The organism is Pseudomonas sp. TE3895 (assembly GCF_056278855.1).
The window spans coordinates 138097-157576 of record NZ_JBWBQE010000001.1 but is presented as its reverse complement, the minus strand read 5'-3'; the positions used below and the strand labels follow the sequence as shown (position 1 = coordinate 157576).

General features: G+C 61.2%; 14 protein-coding genes. 11 read left to right on the top strand and 3 right to left on the bottom strand.

Features of this window, described 5'->3' with window-relative positions:
* The first annotated feature begins 108 nt into the window (after nucleotides 1–108).
* From tesB to ACZ889_RS00660, 3 genes are all read left to right on the top strand, one after another.
* Nucleotides 109–978: an acyl-CoA thioesterase II gene (gene tesB, locus ACZ889_RS00670; protein WP_014859384.1), complete on the top strand. Its 870-nt coding sequence runs from the start codon at nucleotides 109–111 to the stop codon at nucleotides 976–978.
* Nucleotides 975–1565: an HAD family hydrolase gene (locus ACZ889_RS00665; protein WP_180689211.1), complete on the top strand. Its 591-nt coding sequence runs from the start codon at nucleotides 975–977 to the stop codon at nucleotides 1563–1565. Before tesB ends, ACZ889_RS00665 begins: the two co-directional genes overlap by 4 nt.
* Nucleotides 1566–1729: 164 nt before the next feature.
* Nucleotides 1730–2740 (top strand): zinc-dependent alcohol dehydrogenase family protein, encoded by a 1011-nt coding sequence (locus ACZ889_RS00660; protein WP_010955388.1) that lies wholly within the window; start codon nucleotides 1730–1732, stop codon nucleotides 2738–2740.
* An 88-nt stretch (nucleotides 2741–2828) separates the two neighbouring features.
* Here the strand turns inward: ACZ889_RS00660 and ACZ889_RS00655 are convergent, their stop codons facing one another.
* The gene (locus ACZ889_RS00655) at nucleotides 2829–3530 is read right to left on the bottom strand and encodes a FadR/GntR family transcriptional regulator (RefSeq protein ID WP_003249857.1); all 702 of its coding nucleotides are present in this window, start codon (nucleotides 3528–3530) and stop codon (nucleotides 2829–2831) included.
* A gap of 259 nt (nucleotides 3531–3789) precedes the next feature.
* Between ACZ889_RS00655 and ACZ889_RS00650 the strand changes: the two genes are divergently transcribed.
* Together ACZ889_RS00650 and gudD are read left to right on the top strand one after the other, a co-directional pair.
* The gene (locus tag ACZ889_RS00650) at nucleotides 3790–5142 is read left to right on the top strand and encodes an MFS transporter (protein ID WP_003249859.1); all 1353 of its coding nucleotides are present in this window, start codon (nucleotides 3790–3792) and stop codon (nucleotides 5140–5142) included.
* Nucleotides 5143–5161: 19 nt separating this feature from the next.
* Nucleotides 5162–6508: a glucarate dehydratase gene (gene gudD, locus ACZ889_RS00645; RefSeq protein ID WP_476257113.1), complete on the top strand. Its 1347-nt coding sequence runs from the start codon at nucleotides 5162–5164 to the stop codon at nucleotides 6506–6508.
* A gap of 69 nt (nucleotides 6509–6577) precedes the next feature.
* Here gudD and ACZ889_RS00640 read toward each other — a convergent pair.
* Nucleotides 6578–7932 (bottom strand): IS3 family transposase gene (locus ACZ889_RS00640; RefSeq protein ID WP_085983016.1). Its coding sequence is split into 2 segments (ribosomal slippage): nucleotides 6578–7456 and nucleotides 7459–7932, totalling 1353 coding nucleotides; the frame shifts between segments, so codons are not numbered across the junction.
* 873 nt (nucleotides 7933–8805) lie between these two features.
* Here ACZ889_RS00640 and ACZ889_RS00635 point away from each other — a divergent pair.
* The 4 genes from ACZ889_RS00635 (at nucleotide 8806) to ACZ889_RS00620 (ending at nucleotide 15124) form a co-directional block, all read left to right on the top strand.
* On the top strand, nucleotides 8806–10197 hold the full coding sequence (locus ACZ889_RS00635; RefSeq protein WP_476257112.1) for an amino acid permease: 1392 nt from the start codon (nucleotides 8806–8808) through the stop codon (nucleotides 10195–10197).
* A gap of 361 nt (nucleotides 10198–10558) precedes the next feature.
* Complete coding sequence (locus tag ACZ889_RS00630) at nucleotides 10559–11011, top strand: hypothetical protein (protein WP_003249866.1); 453 nt, start codon at nucleotides 10559–10561, stop codon at nucleotides 11009–11011.
* 478 nt (nucleotides 11012–11489) lie between these two features.
* Nucleotides 11490–12242: a FliH/SctL family protein gene (locus ACZ889_RS00625; RefSeq protein WP_047603375.1), complete on the top strand. Its 753-nt coding sequence runs from the start codon at nucleotides 11490–11492 to the stop codon at nucleotides 12240–12242.
* Nucleotides 12243–12730: 488 nt separating this feature from the next.
* The gene (locus ACZ889_RS00620; RefSeq protein WP_367244113.1) at nucleotides 12731–15124 is read left to right on the top strand and encodes a TonB-dependent siderophore receptor; all 2394 of its coding nucleotides are present in this window, start codon (nucleotides 12731–12733) and stop codon (nucleotides 15122–15124) included.
* A gap of 128 nt (nucleotides 15125–15252) precedes the next feature.
* Here ACZ889_RS00620 and ACZ889_RS00615 read toward each other — a convergent pair whose 3' ends face one another.
* Nucleotides 15253–15900, bottom strand: a complete 648-nt coding sequence (locus tag ACZ889_RS00615; RefSeq protein WP_004576152.1) for a TetR/AcrR family transcriptional regulator — start codon at nucleotides 15898–15900, stop codon at nucleotides 15253–15255.
* Nucleotides 15901–16023: 123 nt separating this feature from the next.
* Here ACZ889_RS00615 and ACZ889_RS00610 point away from each other — a divergent pair, with 123 nt between their 5' ends.
* On the top strand, nucleotides 16024–18060 hold the full coding sequence (locus tag ACZ889_RS00610) for an NADH:flavin oxidoreductase (RefSeq protein ID WP_266031217.1): 2037 nt from the start codon (nucleotides 16024–16026) through the stop codon (nucleotides 18058–18060).
* Between the two features lie 101 nt (nucleotides 18061–18161).
* On the top strand, nucleotides 18162–19469 hold the full coding sequence (locus ACZ889_RS00605) for a M24 family metallopeptidase (RefSeq protein ID WP_014592431.1): 1308 nt from the start codon (nucleotides 18162–18164) through the stop codon (nucleotides 19467–19469).
* Nucleotides 19470–19480 lie beyond the last annotated feature (11 nt).

Genomic DNA, 19480 nt, shown 5'->3' with positions numbered 1-19480 from the left:
TTTGCCTACTTGGAAGGCGCTTGCCCGTAACACGTTCAGCGCCTGTGAAATCGAGCGCCGCTCGGGCGGCGCATCGCGAGCTAGGCTCGCTCCTACGGAGAACCGCCGATGAGTCATGTGTTGGACGACCTAGTCGACCTGTTGAGCCTCGAATCCATCGAGGAGAACCTGTTCCGTGGACGTAGCCAGGACCTGGGCTTCCGCCAGCTTTACGGTGGCCAAGTGCTGGGCCAGTCGTTGTCGGCTGCCAGCCAGACAGTCGAGGACGCGCGCCATGTGCATTCGTTGCACGGCTACTTCCTGCGCCCGGGCGATGCCAGCCTTCCAGTGGTGTACTCGGTAGACCGCGTGCGCGATGGCGGCAGCTTCAGTACACGACGGGTGACGGCGATCCAGAAGGGCCAGACCATCTTCACCTGCAGTGCATCGTTCCAGTACGACGAGGAAGGCTTCGAGCACCAGGCGCAGATGCCTGACGTGGTCGGCCCGGAAAACCTGCCTACCGAAGTCGAACTGGCCCGTGCCATGGCCGACCAGTTGCCCGAGCGCATTCGCGACAAGGTGCTGTGTGCCAAGCCGATCGAGATCCGCCCGGTCACCGAGCGCGACCCGTTCAACCCCAAGCCGGGCGACCCGGTGAAGTACGCCTGGTTCCGCGCCGACGGCAACCTGCCGGACGTGCCTGCCTTGCACAAGTACATGCTGGCGTACGCCTCGGACTTCGGCCTGCTGACCACGGCGTTGCTGCCCCATGGCAAATCGGTGTGGCAGCGCGACATGCAGATCGCCAGCTTGGACCATTCGCTGTGGTTTCACGGCAACCTGCGCGCCGACCAGTGGCTCCTGTACGCCACCGATAGCCCCTGGGCCGGTAATTCCCGTGGCTTCTGCCGCGGCAGCATTTTCAACCAGGCCGGGCAACTGGTGGCATCGTCGAGCCAGGAAGGCCTGATTCGCCATCGCAAGGACTGGGCATGAGCCTGGGCGAGGTGCGCAACTGGGTGTTCGACATGGACGGCACCCTGACCGTGGCCGTGCACGACTTCGCCGCCATTCGGGTGGCGCTGGACATCCCGGCCGAACACGACATCCTCACCCACCTGGCGGCCTTGCCGACGGCGGAAGCGGCGGCCAAGCATGCCTGGTTGCTGGAGCACGAAAGGGACCTGGCAACGGCCTCCACGGCGGCCACCGGGGCGGTGGAACTGGTGCGCGAGTTGGCCGGGCGCGGGTGCCGGCTGGGTATTCTGACCCGCAATGCGCGTGAGCTGGCGCATGTAACGCTGGAGGCCATCGGCCTGGCGGACTGCTTCCCGGTGGAACACATTCTCGGGCGTGACGAGGCTGCGCCCAAGCCGAGCCCGGATGGGCTGCTGAAGATTGCCAGCGCCTGGGGCGTGACACCGAGCGAACTGGTGATGGTGGGGGATTACCGCTTTGACCTGGACTGCGGGCGGGCGGCGGGGGCGCGCACGGTGCTGGTGAACCTGCCGGACAATCCCTGGCCGGAACTGGTGGATTGGCATGCGGCGGATTGCCGAGCGTTGAAGGTGATGCTGGGCTGATGCGTGTGTTGGCCATGCGGGCCTCTTCGCGGGCATGCCCGCTCCCACAGGTATTGCGCACGTCTCGGGTCCTGTAGTGCCCCTGTGGAAGCGGGCGTGCCCGCGAAAGGGCCGGATCTGTCTATGCTGAACCCCATTCTTTGCTCTGATACGGAGACCCACCCATGAGCAGCAAGGCCATCTACGTACAACCCGGCGGCGGCTACGACAAGGTCGAGGTAGGCACCTGCGAGGCCCAGGCCCCCCAGGCCGGCGAGATTACCGTGCGCCTGCACGCCAGTTCCCTCAACTACCACGATTTCGCCGTGGTCAGCGGCATGTGGGGCCCAAGCGAGCGACGCATCCCCATGGCCGATGGCGCCGGCGAGGTGGTTGCGGTGGGGGCTGGCGTCACTGAGTTCCAGGTCGGCGACAATGTGGTCAGCACCTTCTTCCCCGACTGGCTCGATGGCCAGGCCAATGTCGAGGGCTTTGCCCGGGTGCCCGGCGACGGCATCGATGGCTACGCCCGTGAGCAGGTGACTGCCCGCGCCACCGCCTTCACCCTGGCGCCCCAGGGTTTCAGCCATGCCGAGGCTGCCACCCTGACCACCGCCGGCCTTACCGCCTGGCGCGCGTTGATGAGCGATGATCACCTCAAGCCCGGCGACACGGTGCTGGTGCAGGGTACCGGCGGTGTGTCGATTTTCGCCCTGCAGTTCGCCAAGCTGGCGGGCGCGACCGTGATCGCCACCTCGTCCAGCGATGCCAAGCTGGAGCGCCTGAAGGCCCTGGGTGCCGACCACCTGATCAACTACAAGAGCACCCCGGCCTGGGGTGAGAAGGTGCGCGAGCTGACTGGCAACCGCGGTGTCGATCATGTGATTGAAGTGGGCGGCCCGGCGACGCTGGAGCAGTCGATGATTGCTGCGCGCATTGGCGGGCATGTTTCGCTGATCGGCATCCTTACCGGGGTGGCCGGGCAGTTGCCGCTGGTGCAGGCGCTGGTGCGGCAGATTCGGCTGCAAGGGGTGCTGGTTGGCAGCCGAGCGCAGCAGCAGGCGATGGTGCGGGCGATCGATGCCAACGGCCTGCGGCCGGTGGTGGACAAGCATTTCGAACTGGAACAGATCGTCGAGGCGTTCCGTTACCAGGAGAGCAACCGGCATTTCGGCAAGATCTGCCTGACCTGGTGAAGTGAAGGCAGGGTAGCTGGCTGTAACGGCCACCCTGCACGCCACTCTGTTCGTAGCATCAAGCCCGAGGCCTTGCACTGCCTGACAGTCAGTCCGGCAATAGCCGGTCGCGGCTGTTGGACAGGTGCAGGCATACCGCCGCCCGTGCCGCATCCGGGTCTTGTCGGCGGATGGCATTGAGGATTGCCTCATGCTCCAGGTTGGCCAGGTACGCTTGCCGCGCCAGCTTGGCCCCCGCGCGCTCGGCCAAGGCCATGCGGTTGCGCGGTATCAGGCCGTTACCCAGTTGCAGCAGCATCTCGGTGAAATACAGATTGCCGGTGGCCTCGGCAATCAGCAGGTGAAAGCGCCGGTCGGCTTCGATACAGCTGTCGCCGGCAGCGGCCAGGTCCTGATAGTCATCCAGCGCCTGGCGCATGCGCGCCAGTTGCCCCTCGTCACGACGCAGTGCGGCCAGCGCGGCAGCCTGGCCCTCAAGGCCAATACGCAGCTCCAGCAGATCGCGCACATTCGCCGCGCTCTCCGCCGCTACGCGCAGCCCGGCCTGGGCCTGGCGCTCCATCACGAACGTACCGATCCCGTGGCGCGGCTCCACCAGCCCAGAGGCCTGCAGCTTCGACAAGGCTTCGCGAACCACTGTGCGGCTGACCCCGTGCTCGCGCACCAAGGTGTTTTCCGAAGGCAGTTTGTCGCCTGGTTTGAAGGTGCCCAGCAGAATCTGCTGGGTCAGGCTGGAAACCAGGTCATGGGCGCGGCTATGGCCGCGTTTGCGAGCGTGTTCCGGTTCCATGTGTGATCCGCTTCTTGATTAGCTTGTACGACAAGTTAATCGATAGAAATATTTTTTGCCGATTTTTCGCGCATCCAATTCAGCATGTAGTTGATGTGTTTTTGCATGTTCGGATCAAATTGGCATTGTGACAGCTTGTATTTTGCTGTTTTGCCGACGTTTGTGATCTTGTCGTACAACCTCGCTGCGCATAAGCTCCTCCCCACTGCCATGTCAGACAACCCGACCCGCACAAAAACAATTAGTGGGAGATCCGCAAGTGAACGACACCCTCGCTCCGTCTGCCCGGCATGAAGGCGACGCGTTGGCCAGTGCCGTGGCCAAGGTCAAGCGCCACGTCCTGCCGCTGTTCGTCATCATGTTCATCGTTAACTACCTCGACCGCGTCAACATCGGCTTCGTCCGCCCGCACCTGGAAAGCGACCTGGGCATCAGCGCTGCGGCCTTTGGCTTTGGTGCCGGGCTGTTCTTCATCGGTTACGCGCTGTTCGAAGTCCCTTCGAACATGCTGCTGCAAAAGGTCGGTGCCCGGCTGTGGCTGACCCGTATCATGTTCACCTGGGGGCTGGTGGCCACGGCCATGGCCTTCGTGCAGAACGAAACCCAGTTCTACGTGTTGCGGTTTCTGCTCGGGGTGGCCGAAGCAGGCTTCTTTCCTGGCGTGATCTACTACTTCACCCGCTGGCTGCCGGCGGCAGAGCGCGGCAAGGCCATTGCCATCTTCCTCAGTGGCTCGGCGCTGGCTTCGTTGATTTCCGGGCCGCTGGCCGGGGCGTTGATGCAGATCCAGGGCCTGGGCCTGCATGGTTGGCAGTGGATGCTGTTCATTGAAGGCATGGCCTCGGTGGCGCTGTGCTTCTTTGTGTTCTTCTGGCTCGACTCGAAGCCGCAGGACGCCAAGTGGCTGAGCAAGGCCGAGCAGGACGCGCTGGTCGCCACCATCGACCGCGAGCAGCAAGCGCGTGAGGCCATCGGCGCGGTCAGGCCGTCGGCCTGGAGCCTGCTCAAGGACCGCCAGATCGTGCTGTTCTGCCTGATCTACTTCTGCATCCAGCTGACCATCTATGCCGCCACCTTCTGGCTGCCCAGCATCATCAAGCGCATGGGCGACCTCAGTGACATGCAGGTCGGCTTCTTCAACTCGATCCCTTGGCTGATCTCGATCCTGGCCATGTACGCCTTCGCTGCCGGTTCCGCTCGCTGGAAGTTCCAGCAGGCCTGGGTGGCCGGCGCCCTGCTGGTCGCTGCCACGGGCATGTTCATGTCCACCACGGGTGGGCCGGTGTTCGCCTTCGTCGCCGTGTGCTTCGCCGCGATCGGCTTCAAGTCAGCGTCGTCACTGTTCTGGCCAATCCCCCAAGGCTACCTGGACGCCCGCATCGCTGCGGCGGTGATTGCCCTGATCAACTCGGTCGGCAACCTCGGCGGCTTCGTTGCCCCCACCACCTTCGGCTTGCTGGAGCAGCAGACTGGCTCGATCCAGGGCGGGCTGTACGGCCTGGCGGTGACCTCGGTGCTGGCGGCGATTGCCATCTTCTTCGTACGCATTCGCCCCAAGGGCGTCCCTTCCGATGACCTCAAGGCCCCTTCGGCCCTGGGCCAGACCCACTGATGACTGCGAGACAACCCTCATGAATATGCAGACCCTTCACACCAGCACCCCGGTGGTCACCGACCTGCGCGTGGTCCCCGTGGCCGGCCATGACAGCATGCTGCTCAACCTCAGTGGCGCCCATGGCCCGTACTTCACCCGCAACGTGGTGGTGCTGCGCGACAGCGCCGGCAACACCGGCCTGGGCGAAGTGCCCGGCGGCGAGAAGATTCGCCAGACCCTGGAGGACGCCCGCAGCCTGGTGGTCGGCCAGCCAATCGGCCATTACCAGCGTGTGCTCAATGCCATGCGCCAGACCTTCGCCAACCGCGACTCGGCGGGCCGCGGCCTGCAGACCTTCGACCTGCGCATCACCGTGCATGCGGTAACGGCCATCGAGTCGGCGTTGCTCGACCTGCTCGGCCAACACCTGAACGTGCCGATGGCAGCATTGTTGGGCGAGGGGCAGCAACGTGATGCGGTGAAGATGCTCGGCTACCTGTTCTACATCGGCGACCGCCAGCAGACCGACCTGGCCTACCGCAACGAAGCCGACAGCGAGGACGACTGGTTCCGCCTGCGCCACGAAAAGGCCCTGACCCCTGAGGCGGTCGTGCGCCTGGCCGAAGCGGCGAAGCAGCGCTATGGCTTCAGCGACTTCAAGCTCAAGGGCGGCGTACTGCGTGGTGAAGAAGAGATGGAGGCCGTGACAGCGCTGGCCGAACGCTTCCCCGAAGCGCGCATCACGCTCGACCCCAATGGCGCGTGGTCGCTGAAGGAGGCCATCGCCCTGTGCCGTGACAAGCACGATGTGCTGGCCTATGCCGAAGACCCCTGTGGCGCCGAGAACGGTTACTCGGGCCGCGAGGTGATGGCCGAGTTCCGCCGCGCCACCGGGCTGCCTACCGCAACCAACATGATTGCCACCGACTGGCGACAGATGGGCCATGCCATTCAGTTGCAGTCGGTGGACATTCCGCTGGCCGACCCTCACTTCTGGACCTTGCAGGGTTCGGTACGGGTGGCGCAGATGTGCAACGACTGGGGGCTGACCTGGGGTTCTCATTCCAATAACCACTTCGATATTTCGCTGGCGATGTTCACCCAGGTGGCGGCTGCGGCGCCGGGTGAAATCACGGCGATCGACACCCACTGGATCTGGCAGGATGGCCAGCGCCTGACCCGTGAGCCGCTGCGCATTGTCGACGGGCATGTGCGAGTGCCAGCACGGCCGGGCTTGGGCGTGGAACTGGATGAAGACCAGCTGGCCAAGGCCCATGAGTGCTACCGCAACATGGGGCTGGGCGCGCGGGATGACAGCGTGGCGATGCAGTTCCTGATTCCGGGTTGGAGCTTCGATAACAAACGGCCTTGCCTGGTGCGTTGAGGCTGCGGGCCTCTTCGCGGGCAAGCCCGCTCCTACATCAATGGACTGCCCCCCAAAAGTTGGACAGTTTTAAGCTGCAGCCTGAGCCCTGTACTCCACAGGGCTCAGGCCATTGAGCCTCAGCTTGATGCGATCATGGTTGTAGTAGTGAATGTACTCATCCAGACCCGCTCTCAGCTCATCAATGCTCTCGAAACGCTTCAGGTAGAAAAACTCAGACTTGAGCGTGCCGAAGAAGCTTTCCATGGCCGCGTTGTCCAGGCAATTGCCTTTTCGAGACATGCTCTGCTTTACCCCACATTCGCTTAGCTTACGGCGGTATTGCGCCTGCTGGTAATGCCATCCCTGATCCGAATGCAGCACGAGCTTCGGTTTCTCTCCCAGGCAATCGAGCGCTTTGCCAAGCATGTTCCCAACCAGGCTATAGCACGGGCGGCTGGCCATTTCGTAGGCCACGATTTCGCCGTTGTACAAATCCATCACGGGCGACAGATAGAGCTTCTGTTGAGCTACTTTGAACTCGGTTACGTCAGTCACCCACTTTTGGTTTGGGCGTTGAGCGATAAAATTTCGCTCCAGTACATTCGCTGCCACTTTACCGACGGTACCTCGATAGGAGCGATATTTCTTGGGGCGCACTACTGATTTCAATCCCTGCTCAGCCATCAGCCGTTCAATGACCTTCTTGTTCACCCGCTTTTCCTTCCTGATTACGAGTGCGATACGGCGATAACCATAAAGCCCTTTCTGCTCGTGGTAGACGCGATGCACCAATGCCTTGAGCTCAGCATGCCGATCTGGCTTCTGCTGAGCTTTGAGCTGGTAGTAGAAGGTGCTGCGCGCCAGCTCGACCAGTTGAAGGAGGTCAGGCAAAGGAAATCTGCGCTTGAGTTTGGAAACGATCAGGACTTTTTCCCGCGTGTTCGTTCCTTTTCCTCGCGCAGAGCCTTGAGCTCCTTTAGGACAGCATTCTCCATGCGCAGGTACTCAAGTTCAGCCATCAGCTGATCTCGAGACTTCTGATCATCATTGGTATCGGTGGGTTTGGCAGGCTTGATCTTCTTCGACACGTCGATTGGCTTTCTTGGCTTGATGGCAGTAGAGGGTGCAGGACTGCCACTGTAGTACTGCCGCTGCCAAATGCCTATCTGAGAGGACTGCCCAAGACCAAAGTGGGCAGCGGTCTGGCGCAGCGAAAGCCGATGCTCGTGCATATAGCTAAGCACCTGCTGTTTGAAATCACTGGTATAGCGCCGCCCATGCGAGCCTGGACCAATGCCATTATTGGCCTGATAACTGGCCACCCAGCGTCGAAGCAGGCTGAAATCGATACCTAAGTGTTGAGCCACCTTTCGGAAACCGTTGCTGCCATCCAGGTAGGCTGTGATCGCTGTGAGCTTGAATTGCTCGGTGTACTTACCCATAGATCCCCCAAGGGTTGGATTGGTGTCCAACTTCTTGGGGGCAGTCCATCAACCGGTGGTGTCGCCCCGCACCGTCGTAGGAGCGGGTTCACCCGCGAATAGGCCGACCCTGCCGCCCAATACCCCCAGTCATTCACCGCCGCACCCGCCACCGCATTCATCAATCGGCGATGTCGCCACGCACCATCGTAGGAGCGGGTTCACCCGCGAATAGGCCCGACCTGCCGACCAATAACCCCAGTCATTCACCGCCGCACCCGCCACCGCATTCATCAATCGGTGGCATCGCCAGGTTCCGTTGTAGGAGCGGGTTCACCCGCGAATAGGCCCGACCTGCCGGCCAATCCCCCCAGTCATTCACCGCCGCACCCGCCACCGCATTCCTCAATCGGTGGCATCGCCAGGTTCCGTTGTAGGAGCGGGTTCACCCGCGAATAGGCCGGACCTGCCGACCAATATCCCCAGTCATTCACCGCCGCACCCGCCACCGCATCCACCAATCGGTACCGTCGCCACGCACCATCGTAGGAGCGGGTTCACCCGCGAAAGGGCCGGCACAGGCAACACACATTCAAATGAAAAACCAAAGCTCCATTTGGGCCTGTGGCGCGATCGGATATGCCATTCGCGACATCTGGCGTTGATGGAAATGCCCTGTCGTGATCGAACAGTTCCGTGGCGTTCTCGTGTAATTCCCCACAGCCATGCGGGGATTAAATGAACCCCGAACCGCACTGACACCTTGCTCTGTGACGCGTGCCAAATATCAACAACAGCGCGCGAACAACGTGTCGACTTATTGATTTCAAAGGAGATATTTTTCGCCTACGCCTGCCCGTCCTTCCTTGTGTCAGCAAAAAGAGAACAACATCAATGAACACCGTGGGATCTGATGGCAACCTTGCACAAGGTTTCAAGCCACGTCACGTAACGATGCTGTCCATCGCCGGCATCATCGGCGCCGGACTTTTCGTCGGCTCTGGCCATGCCATCGCGGCAGCCGGCCCAGCAACCATAATTTCCTATTTCGTGGCCGGGACCTTGGTGGTACTGGTCATGCGCATGCTCGGCGAAATGGCCGTGGCACACCCTGACACCGGATCGTTTTCCACCTACGCCGACCAGGCGATCGGCCGTTGGGCCGGCTACACCATCGGCTGGTTGTACTGGTGGTTCTGGGTACTGGTCATTCCTATCGAAGCATTGGCCGCCGGGCATGTGTTGAACGCCTGGTTCCCCCAGGTGGACAGCTGGATCTTCGCGCTGGCGTCGGTGCTGCTGCTGGCCTGCACCAACCTGTTCAGCGTGGCCAAGTACGGCGAGTTCGAGTTCTGGTTCGCCATCCTCAAGGTCACCGCCATCCTGGGCTTCATCGGCCTGGGCTTTGCCGCGCTGATGGGCTGGCTGCCCAACCGCGAGGTCAGTGGGCTGAGCGGGCTGATGGCCGAGTACGGCGGCTTTGCGCCGAAAGGCTGGTCGGCAGTGGTGGGTGCGTTCATCACCGTGATGTTCAGCTTCATCGGCACCGAGGCAGTGACCATCGCCGCGTCCGAGTCCAGCGACCCGTCGCGCAACATCGCCAAGGCCACCCGCTCGGTGATCTGGCGTATCAGCACCTTCTACATCCTGTCGATCTTCGTGATCATTTCGGTGGTGCCGTGGAACGACCCGCAGCTGGCGGTGGTGGGTTCGTACCAGCGTGCGCTGGAAATCATGAACATCCCCAACGCCGCGTTCATGGTCGACCTGGTGGTGCTGGTAGCCGTTACCAGCTGCATGAACTCGTCCATCTACATCGCTTCGCGGATGATGTTTTCGCTGGCCAAGCGCGGTGACGCCCCGGCCTTCCTCAACAAGACCTCCAAGGTCGGTGTACCGCGTGCTGCGGTGTTCGGCAGCACCCTGATCGGTGCGGCCATCGCAGTCCTCAACTACTTCGCGCCGAAGGGCGTTTTCGAGTTCCTGCTGGCCAGCTCCGGCGCCATCGCCCTGTTGGTGTACATGGTTATCGCCATCTCGCAGCTGCGCATGCGCCGCCGACTGGAGCGCGAGAACACCGAACTGAAGTTCCGCATGTGGCTGTTCCCGTACCTGACCTGGGCGGTGATCATTTTCATTGCCGGGGCGCTGGCGGTGATGATGTACACGCCTGAGCATCGGGCGGAAGTGAGCTCGACATTGGGCCTGGCGATCGTGATTTCCTTCCTGGGGATCGTGACGTCGAGGGGCCATGCGCAACCGGTGGCAGCGCGATCGATGGGGTGATTCAGTTCACCTGGCTGTAAGGCAAAGGGCACCCGAGGATGGGTGCCCTTTGTTTTTTTGGGCCAGACGAAGGTTCAGCAGCAAGACATGGGGCGGTTCTCCTGGTGTGCTCCAGCAGACTTTTCAAGTAAGGAAACTGGCATGACCACGTGTAAACTCATCCTGCCCGTGCTGGCCGCCGTGGAGAGTTGTGATGCCGTACTTACCCACGGTTCGGCTGTCGACAGAGGCGCGCGCCCGGCCAATATTGCGCCTGGTGACTTTATGCAGTATGTGGTTCGCTTCACCGTTTCGTCACTCTCGTGCAGGGATGCTTTGCACGGATACAAGAGCGCTTCGCGCTAAGAGAAAGGAGCTTTTTATGCACGACGAAGGCAGTTCAACTATAGCGAATGGCGCAGCCGTCGAGTTGCCGCCTGGTGTGTTTCCACCGATGGCGGGCTACACCATCGGAGATCTTCTGGCGGTAGCCAATGCCCCTTTCGAGGCATTGCTGAATAATCACGATACCGACCCTGGGCTGATTCGTGAAACGGTTACTGCGCTGGCCCAGCACTTGTACGCGGCATTCGAAAGAGAGGACGCCCAGTACCAGATTGCCACGTGGTATCAAAAGCCGTACGACCAGCCTGGGAAGCGCCAGCGCAGTATTGAGACCATCGCAGAGCAATTCGGCGTCATCACGCTGAAGGCAACGGCTGAATCATTGAAGGGATCACCGTTGCTCGGCCTGGGCAAGGCGTTCTATATGAGCCTTGTCGATGCCGCCGGGCAGGCCATAAAGACGCATATTCTGAAGTTGAATCAGGGCTGATGATCTGCCGATGTTCACCCTCGTAGTGTCCGTCACTACCACGCCCGTCCCTGACCTCACCGTTGCGCTCGCTGCCCTGGTCGAAACCGATACGCTGCGACCACACCTGCCAGCGCACCATGCGTGATGAGGCGATGACGGGCGGTGTTATGCACCTGCATGCGTAGCTTGGTGGCGGCGGCGATGACCTGGCGTAAACGGGCAGGGATACCCAGGGCGTCCTTGACCGTTTTCAGAAACTTGCAGCCAGTGTCCTGAAGCTCATGGCGTGACGCCTTTCAGCGCATACAGGTTTGCGTGGCGTTACTGCGTGGCACTCGGCTGGGCAATTTTGCCTTGCCTCAGGCCGAGGCCCAGCAAGCAGTTGGGAGCGAGGTAAAGATCATGCGTTGAACCCGGTCGACAGTATCGGGTTTGGCATTGACCAGAATCTAGCGGCGCATTTTTTAGGGACGCGTCGAATCAGGGAGATGGCGAAATGGACAATAACTGGGGTACGGGTAGAGCGGGCGGCGGCCTGGATGGTGGATATACCGGGTCGCTCGATCATGCAATCTCCAACCTGCATGTCGGGCGCAGTCAGGGGCGCCAGCAAGGTCGTAAAGAGGGCTTCGACGAGGGGCGCTCTCAAGGCTATGCGCAAGGCTGGGACGCAGGGGTGGCATGTGCTAACCAGAAACTGGAGCCGCTCAGGGGGTACGTGAGGCAGTACTTCGAGGAGGCGGTGCAGCTTCGGGCTGTTGTGCAGCGCCAGAAAACCATCATCGACCTGATGTACCAGCAATTGTCCCAGGTCGCCGGCGCGGCCAAGCGCGCTGAGGCTAAACCGACGGCTAGCGAGTCCGAAGCATTTGCAGCCTTGCAGAGCAGTAATGAGTTGCTGCAGGCAAGGCTCGAGGTGATGGACATGCATTATGCAGCTGCGCTCGAGCAGTCCAGGCTGAGGCAGCTGCAATACAAGCGCAGCCTGGTCTTCATGCGGGCGGTGCAAGGGCTACTGGAAGAACTGGTTCGCGGCGATAACCCCGAAGCGCGGGACATCCGGCAACGCTTTGTGAAGCGTTACCAGGACCAGGTTGCAAGGGATTTGCGTGCAGGCGAAATCCAGGTCGCCCCTGAACTGGATGAGGTGTTCGGCAAGCAGCTGCCGGAAACGCAGCGGTTCATCATGGACATGCTGCAGTCGGCTGCTCCCGAACAGGATGGTGACGAATCTGCCCCGGCGCCATGAATGACATGCGCGACACAAGGCCGCTACAGGGATTGCGCCAGATGTAATTGATCAGCCCTCAGGGGCCAGGGTGCTGGCTGTTCCGCTGGCGGGGCTGTCGGAGGCGGTTGGGGGGCTCGTGGCGCCAGCAGCCAGGGCCTCGACAGGCATACAGACCCAGGCCGCGCACACCTGGGCGGGGTATTGCTGCCTCTCGTAGCGCTGGGCGTTGCGGGACGACTTGACGAAATGGCCAAGAACGCCATGCGCCCTAAGGTCAAGCGGGTCGATCGGGGTACGCTCGCTTCGCAGCCCGTGTGCCGTCCATTCCCTGCAACGATTGGGTCAACGCAAGGCCATCCACCACGCGGTTTCGTATCGGGGTAGGCGGGTGGTTCGCGCAAGATGCCCAGTGTAAAAATAAATGAGGTGTTTTCTCATTCTCGTTCGGCATGTAGAGAAGGCCGGATTACAGGCCAGCCCGCCGACCCCCGACACGGAGCGAGAGAATGAGTTTTACCCCGGTTCCACAGCGCCACCCCTTGAGTCGTGCCCTGCATGCTGCACTGTTGGGCCTGGCAGTCAGCACCTACGCACTGCCGTCGCTTGCACAGCCTTTGAGCGCTGATCACAACAGCCCGCTCAAGCAATGGAGCATTCCCGCGGGCCCGCTGGCGCCGGCACTGGACCGCTTTGCGCGCGAGGCGGGTATCAGCCTTTCGTTCGATGCGCAGAACGTGGCCAACCGCAATACCAACGGGGTGCAGGGCGCGCTGGATACAAGGACGGCACTGTCGTCGCTGCTGCGCGGAACCGAGTTGCAGATTGAGCCGCAGGGCCCGAATGCGTACCTGGTAATACCGCAACCAAAGCCTACCGGCCCGCTGGAACTGGGCGCGACCGAGGACTACCGCCTGGCGCCAGTCATCATCAATGCCAAGGTCAAGGCCAGCGCCGACGATGACGCCAACTCGGTGGTTGCCAAGGAGCTGTGGGTAGGGGGCAAGGTGGCGACCAGCATCCTTAACACGCCCGCGTCCGTGTCTGTGGTGACCAACAAGGAAATGCAGCAGCGCAGCGTCAGCACCACCGAAGAGGCGCTGCAGTACACCCCCGGCGTGGTCAGCGACTACTACGGTTCGGACGACCGCAACGACTACTTCCTGATCCGCGGCTTCCAGGCCACCACCTACCGAGACGGCCTGACCCTCAGCTCGATGCGCGGTGTGCGCGAAGACCCTTACGCCTACGAGCGTATCGAAATTCTGCGGGGTGCCAACTCCACCCTGTTCGGCCCGGCAGACCCGGGTGGCTCGGTCAACTTCGTGACCAAGCAACCGCGCTTCGAGAAGTTTGGCCAAGGCTACGTGACCTACGGCTCCTATGACCATGCCGAAACCGGGATTGATGTAGGCGATGCGCTGAACGACGAACAAACCCTGGCCGGCCGCTTCACGGCCAAGATGCAGAACAGCGACCGCGAGTACGACCATTCGCAGGACGATAACCGCTTCGTGATGGGCGGCCTGACCTGGGCGCCGACCGACTTCACCTCGGCCACGGTGGTGCTGGATTACCTGAAGACCAACAGCTCGCCGAACAGCGGTGGCTACCCGCTGGACAAGGAGTACGACCGCAGCGACTTCTACGGCGAGCCAGGCTACAACTTCCACGATGTCGAGCGCACCAGCCTGAGCGGCAACATTACCCACGACTTCGACAACGGCTTCACCCTGCGCAGCAACCTGCGCTACAGCGAGCTGACCGATGACTTTGGCTACGCCTACCTGAGCGACAACGCCTCGCGTGTTGGCACCACCATTCCGCGTTACGTTTTCGGCACCGACAGCGATGCCGACCAGCTCAATGGCAACTTGATGCTGCAGTACGATGCCCAGTTCGAGCACATCGACAGCAGCACGCTGGTGGGCGTCGAGTACCTCGACTCGACGACCAAACAGAGCTCGGTCTACGGCCTGGCGCCCTCCATCGACATCGCCAACCCGGTATTCACCGGCGTGCCTGGCGGCATCACGCCCTATACCCGCAAAAAGAATGACGCCACCACCAAGGCGGTTTTCCTGCAGCAGAACCTGTCGTTCTTTGACCGCGTCATCGCGACCGCAGGCGTGCGCAATGACTCAATGGACCTGTCGAGCAAGGAATACATCGGTGGCGAGCAGACGGAAAAGGACAACTTCTCCGAAACCTCCTACCGCGCGGCACTGACCTATATCGTCAACGATGAAGTGTCGACCTACGTGAGCATGGTGGAGTCCGTCTCGCCCCCGCAAGTGGGCGTTACCCCGCAGACCGGCAAGCAATACGAAGTGGGCATCAAGTATTCGCCCATGGGCATGGACGCACTCTTCTCCGCCGCTGTTTATGACCTGACCCAAGAGAACGTCACCATTGCCGTGGTGTTGCCAAGCGGCATCATCGAGCAGCAGACGGTGGGCGAGTCACGCGTGCGTGGCCTTGACCTGGAAGCCAAGGCACAAGTCACGCAAGACATCAGCGTGATTGGTGCTTACTCCTACATGGAGTCCGAGGTGCTGCGCGGGTCGCTGTATGACGGCTCTTCCTTGAAGGGCAATGAGTTCACCACGGCGCCCAAACACACCGCATCGTTGTGGAGCTACTACGACATACCGGGCACTGACGTGAGCGTCGGCCTGGGCGCGCGGTATGTGGGGGCGTACTACATGGATGCTGCCAATACCAAGAAGAGCGATGGGACCACGTTGTTTGATGCGGCGCTGAACTACAAGATCGCCAAAGGGACCGACCTGGCGCTGAATGTGAGCAACCTGTTTGACGAGCAGCATGTGGTGGGGTCGGGGACGGCGAATTACTACAACCCGGGGCGGGAGGTGACGGCGAAGGTGAGTTATAGCTGGTAAGGCGGCCAGGGGATGGCACGGGTTGCGCCCCTGTTCGCGGGTAAACCCGTGCCCACAGGTGCGCAAGATCCTGAAGCTTGCAATGAACCCCCGTATCTTCAAAGAGACTGACTGTTGAGCCGGTGTTTTTAGACCTTCAAATCGGCGCCGCTAAAACCGTTGCGCTGATAAAAGCGCTCCAGCTCACGGGCTTCCGGTTCCCTGCCGGTGAATATCTTCAGGTACTCGGGGATGTAGCGCATGCGCTGGGCCAGGGGCTCCCGGGTTTTCATGCTGATGTAGCCGATTTGCGTCAGGTAGATGGAACGGGCGCGGGTAATCGCAGCATCGTGTTCAAAGCCGAAACGGTCGAACATCTGCCGCAATGCCTCGACGCGTTGCGCGTCTGCCTGGCCGATTTCCTGCGCCACTTCCGGCGACTGCAGCGCCCAACTGCGCATGGCGAACTCGAATTGCGAGTCGAACAATTCGCTGTTCAGCCAGCAGTCGAAGACGTTGAGAATCGCCTCGGTGATGGACTCGGCATAGGCCTGGGATTTGGTCACCAGGTTGAAGGTGTTCTTGTTTTTCCATTGCTCGATCAAGGCCACGAGCAAGGCATCGCGGTCTTCGAAAAACCAGTAGAAGCTGGTGCGCGACAAATTCAGTTTTTTGGCCAGCGGCATCACGCGCACGGCATCCACACCTGACTCGGTCAGGCTTTCATAGGCCGCATTAAGCCAGCCTTCCAGTGAGCCTCGGCCTGCTGCTTCCGCCTTTGAGGTGGTTTCTTTCATGGGCATTTCTTCCCTTTTCAATGTGCGCTTTGTGGCAAATGTACACCATCGTCAAGAGTATTGACACCTGTGTACACAGGGGCATATTGTCGGCGTGCCTGATGACCTGTTTGCGAGACCGATATGAAAAACGATCCGCTACTTCAGCCTTATCGCCTCAAGCATTTGACCCTGCGCAACCGCATCATCACCACTTCCCACGAACCGGCCTACCCGGAAGACGGGATGCCGAAAAAGCTCTACCGTGCCTACCACGTTGAACGTGCCAAAGCCGGCGTAGCCATGACCATGACCGCAGGCTCCGCCGCGATCTCCCGTGACAGCCCACCCGTGTTCAACAACATTCTGGCCTACAAGGACGAAGTGGTCGGCTGGATGAAAGACCTGACCGACGAGTGCCACGAACATGGTGCAGCGGTGATGATCCAGCTCACTCACCTGGGCCGGCGTACCCGCTGGGACAAAGGCGACTGGCTACCGGTGGTGTCGCCCTCCCACAATCAGGAACCCGCACACCGCGCCTTCCCCAAGCAGCTTGAACAGTGGGACATCGACCGCATCATTCGCGACTATGCCGATGCCGCCGAACGCATGAAGGCCGCCGGCCTGGATGGCATCGAGCTGCAAGCCTACGGCCACTTGATGGACCAGTTCTGGTCGCCACTGACCAACGAACTGGAAGGGCCGTACGGCGGCTCGCTGCAAAACCGCCTGCGCTTCACCTTCGATGTGCTCACGGCCATTCGCAAACGCGTGGGCCCGGAATTTATTGTCGGCATTCGCTACACCGGGGACGAAGTGCTCGCCGGAGGCCTGCAAAAAGAGGAGGGCTTGCAGATCTCTCAACTGTTGAAAGACAGTGGCATGATCGACTTCCTCAATGTGATTCGCGGCAACATCGCCACCGACGCCGGGCTGACCGACATCATCCCGATCCAGGGCATGCGCAATGCCCCGCACCTGGACTTTGCCGGCGAAATCAAGACGCTGACCGGCTTCCCGACCTTCCATGCAGCAAAAATTCCCGACGTGGCCACGGCGCGTCATGCCATTGCCTCGGGGTTGGTAGACATGGTCGGCATGACCCGCGCGCACATGACCGACCCGCACATCGTGCGCAAGATCATCGAAGGCCGTGAAGACGATATCCGCCCTTGCGTAGGCGCCAACTATTGCCTGGACCGCATTTACAACGCAGGCGCGGCCTACTGCATCCACAACGCCGCGACCGGGCGTGAAACCACCATGCCTCATGAAATACCCAAGGCTGTGCAGAAGCGCAAAGTGGTGATTATCGGCGCCGGCCCTGGCGGCCTGGAGGCGGCACGTGTGGCAGGCGAGCGCGGCCACGAGGTGGTGGTGTACGAGCTGGCGGACAAACCCGGCGGGCAGATTCGCCTGACCGCACAGTCCGAGCGGCGCAAGGAAATGATCAGCATCATCGACTGGCGCATGGCGCAATGCGAGCGCCTTGGCGTGAGGTTCCACTTCAATACCTGGGCAGACACCGCGATTGTGCTCGATGAAAACGCCGACGTGGTGATCGTGGCGACCGGGGGCATGCCGCACACCGAAGTGCTGGAGCATGGCAATCAGTTTCTGGTTTCAAGCTGGGACATCATTTCCGGCGACGTGAAGCCTGGGCGCAATGTGCTGGTGTACGACGATGCGGGCGACCACGCCGGCCTGCAAGCCGCCGAATTCATAGCCCGCAGTGGCGCCAAGACAGAAATCATGACCCCCGACCGCTCGTTCGCGCCAGAAGTCATGGGCATGAACCTGGTGCCCTACATGCGCGCGTTACAGCACCTGGACACCACCTTTACCGTCACCTACCGGCTCAAGGCCGTGGAGAAACAAGGCGACCAATTGCTGGCCACGATCGGCACCGATTACAGCGACCTGACCAAAACGCGCCTGGTGGATCAGGTGGTGGTCAACCACGGCACCCGGCCGCTGGACGAGCTGTATTTCGACCTCAAGCCCCTGGCCAGCAACGAAGGTGCCTTGGAGTACATGGACCTGATTGTCGGCAAGCCGCAAAATGTTCTCAGCAACCCCGAAGGGCGCTTCCAGCTGTTCCGCATTGGTGATGCAGTGGCGTCGCGCAATACCCATGCGGCCATCTACGATGCCCTGCGGCTGGTCAAGGACCTCTAGCTGCCGCATCTCGCCCACAACAATAAAGACAGCCGTCACCAGATTTAGAAACCTTTTAGTTACTGCCCCGAAAGTTGGTCTGACTCAGCGGAGGTTGTTGCATGCAAACGGGTTCTGATTCCATTGAGCTGCTCACGGCGTTAACCGAACGCGACCTGCGCTTTCGCAGCGATGCCAAGGTCACTGAACATGCCATCGCGCCGGTCGACACGGCGTTACTCGATGCGTATGCCGCCATCGATCGCAAAGCCTTGCGCCATTACCGCCTGGAGCGCATTCGCGAGCAACTGCGCGCCCAGGATTACGCCGGCATTCTGTTGGCCGATCCGATCAATATTCGCTATGCCACCGACACCAATAACCTTGGTTTGTGGGTGATGCACTCGCCCAGCCGCTATGTGTTCGTGGCCACCGACGGCCCGGTGGTGCTGTTCGAGTTCACCAGCAGCCGGCACAACAGCGAGCACGTTGAAACCATCGATGAAATTCGCCCGGCGATTCCCTGGCTGTATTTCCTCGCCGGCCCCCGCGTGCAGGAAAAAGCCGAGCGCTGGGCACAGGAGGTGGCGGACCTGATGGCCCGTCACGGTGGCGGCAATCGCCGCTTGGCGGTCGACCGCTGCGACCCTTGGGGCGCGCAGCGCCTGACACACCAAGGCATCGAACTGTTCGATGCGCAGCCATTGATGGAGCAGGCACGCTTGATCAAATCGGCTGAAGAAGTGGCCAGCCACCGGGTGTCCATGGGCGTGTGCGACCTGGCAATCGCCCGGATGCGCACAAGCCTGGTGCCGGGGGTTACTGAAAACCAGCTGTGGAGCATCATGCACGGCACCAACGTCGCGCACGGCGGAGAGTGGGCCGAAAGCCGCCTGCTCAGCTCCGGGCCGCGCACCAATCCGTGGTTTCAGGACGCCACCGACAAGGTCATCAAGGCTGGTGAAATGGTCTGTTTCGACACCGACATGGTCGGGCCCGGCGGTTACCTTTCAGACATCTCGCGCAGCTTCATCTGCCCCGGCAAGGCGCCGACCATGGCCCAACGCGACTTGCTGGACATCGCCTCGCAGCAGATCAACCACAACGTCGAACTGCTGCGCCCGGGCCTGTCCTTTCGCGAGTTCGCCGAGCGCTGCTGGCCGGTGCCCCAGCGCTTCGAGCACAACCGCTACATGATGATGCTGCACGGCGTCGGGCTGGTGGACGAGTACCCCAGCGTCGCCTACGCCGTGGATTTCGCCGAGTGGGGGTACGACGGCCTGTTCGAGGAAAACATGGTGGTGTCGGTGGAAAGCTACATCGGTGAGCAAGGCGGTGGGGAAGGGGTGAAGCTCGAAGAACAGGTGCTGATCAGCGCCAACGGGCCGATCAAACTCTCGCGCACACCCTTGGTCGACGGCGATCGATAGCTGGAGCAAAA